Annotated in this window: 8 protein-coding genes; 5 read left to right on the forward strand and 3 right to left on the reverse strand. The window is 68.6% G+C overall.

Annotated features, from left to right (window positions below):
• Positions 1 to 170: 170 nt before the first annotated feature.
• Positions 171 to 1,253: an RDD family protein gene (locus AC1Q6P_RS20365; RefSeq protein WP_492665709.1), complete on the forward strand. Its 1,083-nt coding sequence runs from the start codon at positions 171 to 173 to the stop codon at positions 1,251 to 1,253.
• Positions 1,254 to 1,377: 124 nt separating this feature from the next.
• On the opposite strand, the gene AC1Q6P_RS20370 is transcribed toward AC1Q6P_RS20365, so the two are convergent.
• Genes AC1Q6P_RS20370 through AC1Q6P_RS20380 form a run of 3 tightly spaced genes read right to left on the reverse strand, consistent with a single transcriptional unit; the run spans position 1,378 to position 5,012 of the window.
• Entirely contained in the window at positions 1,378 to 1,722 is a 345-nt protein-coding gene (locus tag AC1Q6P_RS20370) for a hypothetical protein (RefSeq protein ID WP_492665710.1), read from the reverse strand.
• Positions 1,723 to 1,726: 4 nt separating this feature from the next.
• Positions 1,727 to 4,453, reverse strand: a complete 2,727-nt coding sequence (locus AC1Q6P_RS20375) for a protein kinase domain-containing protein (protein ID WP_492665711.1) — start codon at positions 4,451 to 4,453, stop codon at positions 1,727 to 1,729.
• A 4-nt stretch (positions 4,454 to 4,457) separates the two neighbouring features.
• The gene (locus tag AC1Q6P_RS20380) at positions 4,458 to 5,012 is read right to left on the reverse strand and encodes an ECF-type sigma factor (RefSeq protein ID WP_102769233.1); all 555 of its coding nucleotides are present in this window, start codon (positions 5,010 to 5,012) and stop codon (positions 4,458 to 4,460) included.
• 287 nt (positions 5,013 to 5,299) lie between these two features.
• Here AC1Q6P_RS20380 and AC1Q6P_RS20385 point away from each other — a divergent pair, with 287 nt between their 5' ends.
• From AC1Q6P_RS20385 to AC1Q6P_RS20400, 4 genes are all read left to right on the forward strand, one after another.
• Positions 5,300 to 5,893 carry a diguanylate cyclase domain-containing protein gene (locus tag AC1Q6P_RS20385; RefSeq protein ID WP_171828449.1) on the forward strand — a complete coding sequence of 198 codons (594 nt, stop codon included), beginning with the start codon at positions 5,300 to 5,302 and terminating at the stop codon, positions 5,891 to 5,893.
• A 153-nt stretch (positions 5,894 to 6,046) separates the two neighbouring features.
• Positions 6,047 to 10,081 (forward strand): two-component regulator propeller domain-containing protein, encoded by a 4,035-nt coding sequence (locus AC1Q6P_RS20390; RefSeq protein ID WP_492665712.1) that lies wholly within the window; start codon positions 6,047 to 6,049, stop codon positions 10,079 to 10,081.
• 66 nt (positions 10,082 to 10,147) lie between these two features.
• Positions 10,148 to 11,884: an alkaline phosphatase family protein gene (locus AC1Q6P_RS20395; protein ID WP_492665713.1), complete on the forward strand. Its 1,737-nt coding sequence runs from the start codon at positions 10,148 to 10,150 to the stop codon at positions 11,882 to 11,884.
• Positions 11,884 to 13,716, forward strand: a complete 1,833-nt coding sequence (locus tag AC1Q6P_RS20400; protein ID WP_492665714.1) for an ABC transporter ATP-binding protein — start codon at positions 11,884 to 11,886, stop codon at positions 13,714 to 13,716. Before AC1Q6P_RS20395 ends, AC1Q6P_RS20400 begins: the two co-directional genes overlap by 1 nt.
• Positions 13,717 to 13,740 lie beyond the last annotated feature (24 nt).

Raw genomic sequence — 13,740 nt, forward strand, 5'->3', positions numbered from 1 at the left:
CCGGGTTCAGCCCGCCTGCGGGCGCGATTGTGCGCGACTTGCGTGACGGCGCCGCTGCATCGCATAGAGTGCAGCCTTTCGCGCCCGGCCGGCTCTGGCTGACCTGGTGACAACCCTGAGCGGGCTGCCGTTTGGCCCTTCGAACGAACCGCTTGCCGAGGTGTATTGCTGTGTTTCGACTGTTCCGTTTTGCTTCGCGCGCTGCCAGCCCCAGTGCGGCGGACCTGCGCGCCACCGTCAAGCCCGAGGATGTCAATGTCGCGCCCGCCCTGCTGGGCCAGCCCCTGGCCACGCCGCGCCAGCGTGCCCTGGCCATGGCCATCGATGTGGGTGTGTTGGCTTTGGTGAACCAGCTGGCCAACAACTGGCTGATGATGGCGGCCGCCCTGGGCCTCTACACCTGGTTGCGCCAGACAAGGCCCGAGGTGTTCACCCGCCTGCGCTGGCGACGGGGCCGCGCGAACCTGGCTGCCGGCGCCACAGAGTCGGCGGACGCCGACCTGGTCTTGGCGCCGCCGCCGCCCCAGGCGCCGCGGCGGCGCTGGCTGTCCTGGCTGCTGGTGGCCTGGTTCAGCTACCAGGGCGTGACGCTTCTTTTCCACGGTAACCCGGAGGCCGAGGCCGACGCTGCCGCTGATGCGGACAGCGAGCTCAGCACCCCGCTCGACAAGGCCGAGCTGCGCGCGCTGCGTGATCAGGCGGAGGAGGAGCCGGAGGCCGCGACCGATGCGGCGGAATCCGTGGCTTCAGCGGCGGAGCTGGCGCAAGCGCTGCAACACGCGCAGGCGCAGCATCACGAGGCCTTGCACCGCCTGCTGCGCGAGCAGGAGTCACAGCTGGAGCATCTGCGCGAAGAGGTGGTGCTGGCCGGCCAGCCGCAGGCCATGCGCTGGTTGAAGGCCGGCAAACGCTGGCTCGATGAGCTGCTGCGCCACTACGTGACACCGGCGCTGTATTTCTGCCTGCTGCCCCTGCTCTGGCCGGGCCAGACCCTGGGCAAGCGCTTGCTGGGCCTGCGCGTGCAGGAACTCAGCGGCAAGCCCATGACCCTGATGCTGGGCTTCAGGCGTTTTGGCGGTTATGCCGCCGCCACCGTCACCGGCGGCATCGGTCTGCTGCAGATTCTCTGGGACCCGAATCGACAGGGCCTGCAGGACAAGACGGCGCACACGGTGGTGATCGATGTGCGCGGCCTGCAGCCACCGGCGCCGGCTTTGCAGGCCAAGCCCTTGGACAGCGCAGGGCTTGATTGACTTCCCCTCGGCGGCCAACGATCGCTCCTCGCTGTTGTGCGTGGCCTGGAGATGGAGGCCGCCGTGGGCCGTCGAGACAGCACGCGGCTTCGCAGAGGCGCGAGCGCGCCGCTTCCGTCGTCGTTCAGCCCTGGTTGACGATGATCGGATCAATCGGCACCGGCTGACCGGTCGCGTCGTCAATCACGGTCAGCGTGTACACATCGCTGCCCTGAACGCCATCGAAGTCGACCAGGGCCAGATGGGCCGAATTGACGACCCAGGAGCCAGGAAACTGGGTGGTCGTCCCTTCGAAGGAAACAGCGCCCGCGCTTGGGAAGGAGTAGCCCTCGACCTGAATGTAGAAATTGATCAGCACATTCGGGCCTGAGACCGCCAGCGTGCTGGGGAAACATGCGAGCGCGCCAAGGGAATTCTGCTTCACGTGGACGTTGTAGGACGCGTAGGTGGGAACGGTGTTGGAGCTCATGTTTTCAATGGTTTAGGTGGACGCCTTGGGGCGCTGAAATTTGCCGGACCAACTCAGCGTACTGAGTGTGGCGGTAGTCGGACGCCTCCAACTTGTCGACCAGTGCGCGCGCTTCTTGAGTTTGCTTGAGATGCCAAAGCGTTTGCGCCAGCAAGGCGGTCGCAGAAAGGTCGCCACCTTGTGAAAGCGTTCGCAACATTTCGCTGCCGCTGCGCCAATGCAGCTGGGCCGAGCTGCCATCGCCCGCACCTTCGAGCGTGCGACCGACACTCAGATGGGCCGAGGCGACGATGCGAACCTGCTCGGCGTTCAACTTCGACCCTTCGGCGATGCGACGCTCGACATCCTGCAGAAAGTCCGCCAGTGAGTCTGGATGCAGGCGCTGGCCGTGAATCTGTGCGGGCAGGCGCTGCAGCAAGAGAAGCCAGCGCCCCTTGAGCTGGACCTGCCAGTACATATTGCTGGCATCACCCTCCAGGATCTTGCCGACCTTCAAGGCCATGGCTGGCACTTCATCGCGAAGCAGCTCCTGCCTGCCCGCGGCCAGCAAGGCCTCGGCCCGTTCAATCCAGGCCAAGCACAGCTGTGTCTGCCAGTCGCTGTTGTCCGGGTCTTTCTCCGCCAAACTTGCGAACGCGGTGACAGCGTTCGTGCCGGCACGGATGGCACTGTCCACCTGCCCCAAGGCCAGGCTGAGGCGACTGAACTCCTGCTCGGTATTGGCGCGCAGGCGCAGCACGGCTTGGTCCGTGGACGCTCCCGGCACCCGAGACAGTGCCGCCGTCTTGGCTTGCAGCGCCAGCATGGCGTCGCGGTACTGCCCTGTTCGCTCCAGCGCGCTCGCGGTCCAACCTTCTGCATTGGCCAGTTCGAAGTACTTGCTTGGATCGGCCTCGGCAATCGGCCGCCACGAGCTTGCCGAGGTCTTGAAGGCGGTCAAGGCCTCCAGGTTCAAACCGGAATCCAGCAGAACCACCCCGAGATTCATTTCTGCGGACGCCTTCTCGATCAGCCAGTCCCGCCGACCCGGTTCCAGCTCAGTGAGTTTGCGTGCATAGGACAAGTACGACTCAAACTGGCGCCGGGCATCGCCGGCGCGTCCCTGGCGCCAGGCGATGTAGCCCGTCCAGTACACGCTTTGCGCATGGTCGAAGACACGCTGCGTGTTTTGCGTGTCACGTGACAGCATTTCGCCGGTGCTGGCTGCCGCTTGCTGGAACATGCGCTCGGCCTCTTTCATGCGGCCGCGCTTCTCGGCGATCTCACCCATCAGATGCAGCGCCCGGGCGCGCCGGCCCAGCGAGTCGGCGTCGATGCGCGCAAGCGGCTGGCTGGCGTAGTAGGCCAGCGCCTTCTCGCCCACCGCATCGAGCACATCGAGCCGGCCCACCGGCTCCAGCTTTTTGCGCAGATCACCGAGCATGAATTCGATCAGGCCCTCGGCCTGCGCGCGCTGCTCCTGCGCTTCCAGGCCCTTCCACAAGGCCACAGCGCCGCTGCCGAGCAGGGCCAGGCTGGCCAGGCTGGCGGCGGCCACGGCGACGCGATTGCGGCGCAGGAACTTGGCCACGCGGTAGGCCCGGCTGTCCGGCCGCGCCGTGATCGGTTCGTGCGCCAGCCAGCGCTGGAGATCCTCGGCCAGCGCGGCGGCATTGGCATAGCGCTCGGCCGGCGCCTTCTTGAGCGCCTTGGCGACGATGGTGTCCAGGTCGCCGCGCAACTGGCGCGCCACGCCGCTGGGCACGCGCTCCGACACCTTCTTGGGTTCCACCTCGACCAGGGTGCGCAGGCGCTCCAGCGGCGTGGTCAGGGCCTCGTCCTGGCCCTCGGTCGGGTGCTGGCCGCTGAGCAAGAGGTAGAGCAGCACGCCCAGGGCATAGACATCGGTGGCCGTGGTCACCTCGCCACCCTGCACCTGCTCGGGCGCGGCATAACGCGGGGTGTACGCGCGTCCGGCCACTCGGGTCAGCTCGGTGGCGGCGCCGGGTGGCGTGCTGTCCTCGTCGTCGGCGCGGTTCAGCAGCTTGGCGATGCCGAAGTCCAGCAGCTTTACCTCGCCGGCCGCCGTCACTAGGATGTTGGAGGGCTTGAGGTCGCGGTGCAGGATCAGGCGGGTGTGGGCATGGGCCACGGCGGCCAGCACATCGAGGAAGAGGCGGAGCCGGGCCTCGCAGTCAAGGCCGCGCTCGACGCAGAAGCGGTCCAGGGGCAGGCCGTCGATGTACTCCAGCACCAGATAGGGCTGCTGGTGTTCGGGCGCCACGCCGGCATCGATCAGGCGGGCGATGTGTGGATGGGTCAGCCGGGCCAGGATCTGGCCTTCACGGGCGAAGCGGCCCGCGTCGCCGCGGCCCAGCAGGCCGGTGTTCAGGAACTTGATCGCCACCTGGCCTTCGAAGCGGCCGTCGGTGCGGCGCGCCAGCCAGACCGTGCCCATGCCGCCCTGGCCGATTTCGCGCTCCAGGGTGTAGGCGCCCACGGTCTGGCCGGCCTGGTTGTGGGCGCTGGCGGCCTCAGCCACGCTGAGGGCCGGGCTGGCGAGAAAGTCCTCGGCCTCCAGCGCCTCTTGCCGGCGCAGCAACTCGGCCAGGTCCTCGATCAGGTCGGGGCTCAGTTCGGCTTGTTGGTGCAGGGCTTGCAGGCGGGCGGGGCGCTGCTCGGGCGCCAGGTCCAGCAATTCATCGAGCAGGGGGCTCAGGCGGGCCCAGCGGGCTTTGTCGATCTCGGCCATCCGTTCAGCTCAGGGACAGGGACAGGAACAGCCGGGCTTTCTGCCAATCGCGCTGCACGGTGCGCTCGGTCACGCCCAGGCTTTCGGCGATCTCGCTCTCCAGCAGGCCGCCGAAGTAGCGCATCTCCACCACCTGGGCCAGGCGCGGCTCCAGCGCGGCCAGCTCTTCCAGCGCCTCGTGCACGCGCAGGATCTGCTCATCGCCCTGGGGTGGCAGATTGGCCACGGCCGTGTTCAGGGTCAGCTGCTCCAGGCCGCCGCCATGGCGCTCGGCCTGGCGGCGCCGCACCAGGTCGATGACGATGCTGTGCATCACCTTGGCGGCATAGGCCAGGAAATGCTTGCGGTCGGGGAAGTCGAGCTGGCCGCTGGCCTGCAGACGCAGATAGCTCTCGTGCACCAGGCCGGTGGGGTCGAGCAGGGTCAGGTGGCCGGCCTGCTGCAGACGGCGTCGGGCCAGACGCTGCAGGTCGGCGTAGAGCAAGGCCATCACCTGGTCGGTGGCCTGGCGGTCGCCGTTCTGGGCGGCACGCAGCAGTAGGGTGATGTTGTCGCTCATGGTTCGGGCTGGGCAAAGCACTCTAGCAGCCGGCCATGAATATTTTTTCGAGAGGCGTGTCGGGTTTTTCCTGCGGCTCGCGTTTTATTCAAAGAGGACGCGGCAATGGCGGCCAGCAGGGAGGCCCGAAAAGGGGTTGTCTGCCGCTGTCGTGTCTTCACCCGCTGCAGCCTGTGCGCACCGCGGCCCTACTGTCAGGGGTGCGGCGTGGCTGGCCTGTGGCCCACGTACAAGACATCGACGCTGTGAACCACACATCCATGCCGGCCCCGGGGAGCCGAACCCTTTTGTCTTCCACCATCCAGCCCAGCCATCACCTCAGCTTGTCGGCCCACGCAACGCTGAGCCGGCGCCGCAACAGCGAGCCTCAAGCGATCGAGATCGTGCCTGACATGCTCAGCCTGGCCGGCCTGCTCAACCGCGAGCTGGGTGCGGCGCGGCGCTACGGCACCCGGCCGGCCGTGCTGCTGCTGCAGGTGGAGGTGCGGCCCGAGGCCGGGGGGATGGCGCCGCGCACCGACCAGCAGGAGGAACTGATCGCCGCCCTGGGCGCACGCCTGCGTTGCCGGGTACGCAGCCACGATGTGGTGGCGCGGGTGGGGCGTGCCCGCTACGCCGTCGTCCTGCAAAACATGGCGCGTGCGCCGCTGCCGGCGGTGCAGGCGCGCTTGCAGCGGGCGCTGGGCGGGCCGTATGAGCTGCAGTCGCAGCTCTTGTTTGCCAGCCTGCGCATGGGCGCCGCCCTGTGTGGCCCCCATCGCTGCAGCGGGCTGGAGCTGAGTCAAAGCGCCGAACTGGCCATGGAGCAGGCGGCGCCTGACACGGTACCGACCCTGGTCGCAGATCGCCGCCGCAGCGAGGACAGCCCGCCGCGGCTCTGAACCTCGGGCCGCTGCCGGATCACGCGGAGCCCCGCGGGCTTGCCCGGGCCCGCACTTTTGCGTTTGGCGCGACACTTTTTTGCATGCGTTTTGGCGGGCCGCAGGTTAGGCTGGCGGCCGATGGGGCTGTGCCCCGAATGGAACGCGCGCCTGATGCCGATCCCCGCTCTCTGCTGCACCCACCGCGGCGGCCGCCTCTTGCGGTCCTGCGCGCTCGCCCTGCTGATGCTCTTGCTGGCCGGCTGGGGTGCGGGGGTGCCAGGTCTTGCCTGGGCCTCATCCCTGCACGGTTTGCGTTTCAGCCAGCTGGGCACCGAGGATGGCCTGCCGGGCTCGGCGGTGGCCAGCCTGCTGCAGGACCGGCAGGGCCTGGTGTGGATCGGTTCCGGCAACGGCCTGGCACGCTACGACGGGCGGCATTTCAAGGTCTGGGGCGCCGACCCCGAGCAAAGCGACATGCTGCGCCACGGCATGATCTACAGCCTGCTCGAAGACCCCGAGAACCAGGCGATGTGGGTGGGCACACGCACCGGCCTGGACCGCATCGATCTGCGCGACGATTCGCTGCGCCGCATCGCCATGCCCGAGGCGCTGTCCCTGCAGGATCGGGCCGTGGTGGGCATCGCCCCGGCGGGGTCCGGGCAGCTGTGGCTGGCGCTGCCGCATGGGCTGTATCGCTTCGATATCGCCAGCGTGCGCTTCGAGCGCTGGCACGATCCGCAATGGGCGGCGATCGCCCAGGACAGCCAGATCCGTGGCCTGCTGGCCGACGGCCAGGGCGGACTGTGGCTGACGCAGGGCCACCAGGTTGGCCACATCGACCGCCAGGGGCGCCTGAGCCAGCAGCTCAACACCCTGCGCGGCAGCCCGGCCGGCAAGTTCAGCCCGGTGGAGTTGCACGCGCGCAGCCTGGCCTTTGACGCCGAAGGCCGGCTCTGGGTGGGCATGGCCGCCGGTCTGCAGATCTGGCGCATTCCGGCGGATGGGCGGGCGCCGCCTGAGCCCGATCCGCTGGCCGAGCAGCTGCAGCCGGCGCGCGGCGTGGTGCATGCCATCCTGCGCGATCAGGACGGAGCCATGTGGGTGGGCTCCGGTCGAGCGCCCGGCTTGCAACGCTGGCAGTCGGGCAGCCGCCAGCTGCAGTCCTTCTACAACCTGCCTGGCGTGCCCAGCAGCCTGGCGGGCAATTCGATTGCTTCGCTGATGCAGGATCGCAGCGGCACGCTCTGGGTCGGCACCTGGGGCTATGGCATCAGCCTGGCCGATCTGGCCACGCGCGGCTTCACCAACTATCTGCAGGTGCCGGGCGATGAGCGCAGCCTGTCCAACAACGCGGTCATGGCCATGCTGCAGGACGGGCCTGAGCATGTCTGGCTGGGCACCTACGGTGGCGGCCTGAACCGCCTGCACCTGCCCAGCGGCGATGTCGAGCGCATCCCGCCCCAGGCCGTGCCGCTCAGCCACGTCAAAGCCTTGCTGCCGGGCGCGCCGGGGCGGCCTGGTGACATCTGGGCCGGCGGCGATGGCGGGCTGGTGATCTACGAGCCCAAGCGTGGCCGCAGCCAGGCCCTGCCCCTGGAGAACACCACGCCGGCCGGCGCCTCCATCAGCGCCTTGCTGCGCGACCGCAGCGGCCAGGTCTGGGCCGGCAGCGCCGCCGGTCTGCACCGCTTCAGCCCAGACCTGAAGCACCGCGTGTTCCGCAGCGCGGGCGGGCAGGCCGGCAGCCTCAGCCACGATGTGGTGGACAGCCTGCTGGAGGACCGCGAGGGCCGCATCTGGATCGGCAGCAAGGGCGGCCTGCAGCTCTGGGACCCGCAGAGCGACAGCTTCAGCCAGCCGGTGCGCGCCAATGCCGACATGCCGGCGCCGGGCCGCCTGCCCATCTTCGGCATGCGCGAGGATGCCCAGGGTCGCATCTGGCTGGCCACCGAGCAGGGGCTCTACCAGCTGCTGGCCACGGCCCAGGGCTGGGAGCTGAAGTCCTGGCGCCAGGTGCCGGGCATGCCCGCAGGCGAGTTCAGTGCCATCCAGGACGCGCTCAACGGCGAGATCTGGCTCAGCAGCGAGCATGGCCTGACGCGCTTCCAGCCCGACCGTCGCCAGGCGCGCTTCTACCCCGGGCGCAGCCGTTTTGGCGGCGGCTTCTCGTTTGCCTCGGCGGGGCGCGGGCCCGATGGCAGCTTGTATTTCGGTGGCCCGGGTCTCTTGCGTTTCCAGCCCGAGGCCTTGCGCGACAACCCGACGCCGCCGGCCGTGGTGCTCAGCGACCTGCTGGTGCTGAACCGCTCGCTGCGCCCGGACGCGCAAGCCCAAAGTCGGCCGCGCGAGGGCGAGGACGCACCGCCGCGCCTGGCCGACCTGGGCATCCAGGGGCCGCTGCATCAGGCCAGCCGGGTGCAGCTGACGCACCGGGAGGCCATGGTCAGCTTCGAGCTGGCGGCGCTGCAGTTCCACAATCGGCAGCAGAACCGCTATGCCTGGCGGCTCGAGGGTTTCGACCGCGACTGGATCTACGGCATTGGCGACTTGGGTCTGGCGGCCTACACCAATCTGGACCCCGGGCGCTACCGCCTGCTGGCACGGGCGGCCAATCCGGATGGCGTCTGGAGCGAGGACCACCTGGTGCTGGAGCTGGAGGTGCTGCCGCCCTTCTGGCGCAGCTGGTGGTGGCGCAGCGGCGTGGTGGCCGTGCTGCTGCTGGCGCTGGCGGCCGCCTACCGGTGGCGCGTGCGCGTGCTGCACCAGACGCGGCTGCGCCTGAGCGAACTGGTCGACCGCCGCACGCATGAGTTGCTCGAGCAACAGCAGCAGCTGGCGCGCGAGAAGCAGAGCGCCGAGGCGCAGCGCGAGGTGGCCGAGAAGGCGCGCCGCGACATCGCCCTTCTCAGCGAGATCGGCCGCCAGATCACCGCCTCGCTCGATGTCGGCGCCATCCAGCAGACCCTGTACCGCCATGTCAACGAGCTGGTCGATTGCAGCGTCTTCGGCCTCGGCCTGGTGGACTGGCAGGCGCGCGTGGTCACTTTTGACTTCGTCATGCAGCAGGGTCAGCCCTTCCAGAGCTACCAGCGCCGGCTGGACGAGCCGGGCCAGCCCTCGGTGGACTGCGTGCTGCAGGCGCGCGAGCTGAACTTTGGCCGCCTCGCGCACGACGCCCGCGTGCTGCGCGCCGATGGCGCCACGGTCGAGCGGGTGCGTTTGCTCAATGGCGAGGAGCCGCAGCCGGCGCTGTCGGGCCTCTACATCCCGATGATGCGCCAAGGCCAGGTGATGGGGGTGATCAGTGTGCTGAGCGGCCGCGCCGAGGCTTTTGGACCGGCCGACCTCGACATCTTGCGTACCCTCGGGGCCTATGCCGCCGTGGCTCTGGACAATGCCGAGGCCTACCGCCGCCTCAAGATCACACAGAACCAGCTGGTCGAGCAGGAGAAGCTGGCGGCCCTGGGCTCGCTGGTGGCCGGCGTGGCCCATGAGCTGAACACGCCCATCGGCAACAGCCTCCTGATGGCCAGCACCTTGAGCGACAACAGCCGGCGCTTTCTGCAGCAGGTGCAGGCTGGCGCGCTGCGCCGTTCGGAGCTGGAGCGCTTTTGCCAGACCGCTGAGGAATCCAGCCAGCTGCTGGTGAAAAGCCTGGGCCAGGCGGCCAGCCTGGTCACCAGCTTCAAGCAGATCGCGGTGGACCAGACCTCCGACCAGCGCCGCGTCTTCGACCTCGCCACCCTGTGCCGCGAAGTGGCCCTGACTCTGGGCAACCGCCTGCGTCGCGAGGAGCATGAGCTGCAGCTCGACGTGCCCGAAGGCCTGATGCTGGACAGTTTCCCCGGCCCCCTGGGCCAGGTGCTGACCAATCTCATCATCAATGCCATGGTCCATGGCCTGGAGGGGCGCAAGGGCGGCTTGATGAGGCTCACCGGCGAACGCCTGGAGGGCGAGCGCCTGTGCCTGCGCTTCAGTGACAACGGACGCGGCATTTCGGAAGACAACCTCGGCCGCATCTTCGACCCCTTCTTCACCACCCGCCTGGGCCAGGGCGGCAGTGGCCTGGGTCTGCACATCAGCTACAACATCGTCACCGCCACCCTGGGCGGCAGCATCACGGCGCGCAGTCGCCTGGGCGAGGGCGCGCAGTTCGAGATCGTCATTCCCTGCGTGGCGCCGCGAGGCCTCGGCCAGATCGACTAAGCTGACAGGCTCTGGAAGCCTCTCACTCTTTTTGCCTGCTCGCCTGTTCGCGTGCACTGCCTGCCCATGAATCCTCTTGCTTCGTTTTCATCTCCCTTGGCCGTGATGCTGCCGCGTCTGAGCGTGCTGGCGCTGGCGGCGACCCTGGCGGCCTGTTCGACGACGGCGAACTCGCCGGCAGCCGCTCCGACGGCCCCCTCGGCCACGGCCGCTCAGGCCACCAAGGCGCCGCCCAAGCTGATCGTGTTCCTGGTGGTGGACGGCCTGCCCATGCGCCAGGTCACGGCCTACCGCGAGCAGCTGCAGCCCGATGGCTTCCGCCGCTTCCTGGACCAGGGGGTCTGGTTCTCGGACGCCCGCTACGCGCACGGCCACACCGTCACCGCCGCCGGCCACGCCACCATGCTGACCGGCGCCTACCCGCAGCGCAGCGGCATCATCAGCAATGAGTGGAACGACGCGCAGACCTTCGCCCCGGTCTACAACACCGGCGACACCGCCTACCGCTACATCGACCACAAGACCGACCCGCTGGCCGGTACCAGCCCGCGAAGTCTGCGCGCCGAAACGGTGGGCGATGTGCTGCGCGGCCTGCAGCCGGCATCCAAGGTGATCGGCATTTCGGGCAAGGACCGCGGCGCCATCCTGCCGGCCGGCCACAAGGGCACGGCGTACATGTACATGAGCGAGGATGGCCAGTTCGCCTCCAGCACCTACTACATGCAAAGCCACCCGCAATGGGTGCGCGACTTCAACGCCGCCAAGCCGGCCGATGCCTTCTTCGGCAAGGCCTGGGCGCCGCTGCTGCCCGAAGCCGCGTATGCGGGCTCGGTGCCCGACGGCCAACCCTGGCAGTACAACGGTGGCAATGGCAACAAGCTGCCTGCGGTGCTGGGCGCCCAGATGGACGGCCCCGGCCCGCGCTTCTACGGCAACATCCTGCCCAGCCCTTTCGGCGATGAGCTGACCCTGGCTTTCGCCCGGGCTGCCATAGCCGGTGAGCAGCTGGGCGCCGATGCACAGACCGACATCCTCTCGGTCAGCCTGTCCAGCCACGACTACGTCAACCACGCCTTCGGCCCCGAGTCGCGCCTCTCGCATGATCATTTCCTGCATCTGGATCGTTATCTGCAGGGCTTCTTCCGTGACCTGGATGCCAAGCTCGGTCGCGACAACTACCTGGTGATGCTGACCGCCGACCATGGCTTTGCCGACTCGCCCGCCTGGGCCAAGACCCAGGGCCGCGATGCCGACCTGCTGAACCCCGGTGTGGTGATGAGTCAGCTCAACACCGGCCTGGTACAGAAGTTCGGCCCGGGCCGCTGGGCGGTGAGCTTCTCGGCCGCCGGCGTGCTCTTCGATCACAAGCTGATCAAGGAGCGCGGCCTGGCCCCGAGCGCGGTGCACGAGGAAGCCGCGCGCCTGCTGCGCGGCATGGACGGCGTCGTCGCCGCCTTCACGCCCGAGCAGCTGCGCAGCAGCGACAGCGCCACGCCCTTCCTCGACGCCATGCGCAAGGCCTGGCATCCCGAGGTGTCGGCGCCGGTGCAGTTCGTCATCAAGCCCAACTGGCTGTTCAGCTCGCGCGTGGGCGGCAGCTCACACGGCACGCCGCACCGCTACGACCAGCATGTGCCCATCCTCGGGTGGGGGCCGGCCTGGTTGGGCCGTGGCGAGGTGAAGACGCCGGTGGAGGTGGTGGACATTGCTCCGACCTTGGCGCAGATCCTGCGCGTCCCGGCGCCAGCGCAGTCTCAGGGCAAGCCCTTGCCCTTGCCGCTGCCGCAGGCGGCCGCTCGTTGATGCGCTTCGCCTGGTTCGAGCGTCGGGTCGATCCCTTCCCGGACGCGCCGCCACCGCGGCCGCCGCAGGGCTTCTTTCCCTTCGTCTGGTCGGCCACGCAGGGCATGCGCGGCCTGATCCTGGCCATGACCCTGCTGACGGCCGGCATCGGCGCTTTCGAGGCCCTGCTGTTCGCCATGCTGGGCTCGGTGGTGGATGTGCTCAGCCAGGTGGCGCCCGAGCAACTCTGGGCGCAGGAAAAGGGCCGGCTGGCCCTGCTGGCCGGCATCCTCTTGCTGAGCCCGCTGCTGATCGCTCTGCAGGCCCTGAGCAAGTACCAGGGCCTGTCGGCCAACTTCCCCATGCGCCTGCGCTGGAACTTCCACCGCCATCTGCTCGGCCAGAGCATGAGCTTCTTTGCCGACGAGTTCGCCGGTCGGGTCTCGGCCAAGCTGATGCAGACGGCGCTGGCGGTGCGCGATTGCGTGCTCATCGTCACCGACATCCTGGTCTTCATCACCATCTACTTCATCACCATGCTGGGGGTGGTGGGCAGCTTCGATCTGGTGCTGGTCCTGCCCTTTCTGGGCTGGCTGCTCTGCTATGGCCTGGCGCTGTATTTCTTCGTGCCGCGCCTGGGCCGGGCGGCCAGTGCGCAGGCCGATGCGCGCAGCCTGATGACCGGCCGCATCACCGACGCCTACACCAATATCAGCACCGTCAAGCTGTTCTCCCACAGCCAGCGCGAGGCGCAGTTCGCGCGCAGCGCCATGCAGGAGTTCCTGGGCACGGCCTACCGGCAGATGCGCCTGGTCAGCGGCTTCGAGGTGGTCAACCATGTGCTGTCCATGGGCCTGATCGCCAGCACCGCCGGCATGACGCTGTACCTGTGGATGCAGGGCCAGGTCGGTGTCGGCGCGGTGGCGGCGGCCACGGCCATGGCCTTGCGCCTGAACGGCATCGCCCACTGGATCATGTGGGAGATGTCCAGCCTGTTCGAGCACATCGGCACCGTGCAGGACGGCATCAGCACCCTGGCCCGCGATGTGGCCGTGCGCGATGTCGAGGGCGCACAGGCCTTGCAGGTCAGCCGCGGTGAGATCCGCTTCGAGCAGGTCAGCTTCGCCTACGGCGGCACGAAGCCGGTGCTGAAGGCGCTGGATCTGCAGATCCGCGCCGGCGAGAAGATCGGCCTGGTCGGCCGCTCGGGCGCCGGCAAGTCCACCTTGGTCAACCTGCTCTTGCGCTTCCATGACCTGGAGCAGGGCCGCATCCTGATCGACGGCCAGGACATCGCCGGCGTGAGCCAGGACAGCCTGCGCGCCCAGATCGGCATGGTCACGCAGGACACCTCGCTGCTGCACCGCTCGGTGCGCGACAACCTGCTCTACGGCCGGCCCGATGCCGACGAGGCGCAGATGCGCCGGGCCGCCGAGCGCGCCGAGGCCATGGCCTTCATCGAAAGCCTCAGCGACCCCAAGGGCCGCAGCGGCTTCGAGGCCCATGTCGGCGAGCGCGGCGTCAAGCTCAGCGGTGGCCAGCGGCAGCGCATCGCCATCGCCCGGGTGATGCTCAAGGACGCGCCCATCCTGCTGCTGGACGAGGCGACCAGCGCCCTCGATTCGGAAGTCGAAGCCGCCATCCAGACCAGCTTGTACCGGCTGATGGAGGGCAAGACCGTGGTGGCGATCGCGCACCGCCTGTCCACCATCGCCGCCATGGACCGCCTGATCGTGATGGACCAGGGCGAGATCGTCGAGCAGGGCGACCACGCCAGCCTTCTGGCCCAGGGCGGCTTGTACGCCCGCTTGTGGGCGCACCAGAGTGGTGGTTTCCTGGGCGAATCGGACTGAAGCGTCCTCAAGCGGCGCGCCTGC

The sequence above is a fragment of the Roseateles sp. GW835-FHT13E02 genome (assembly GCF_058794035.1).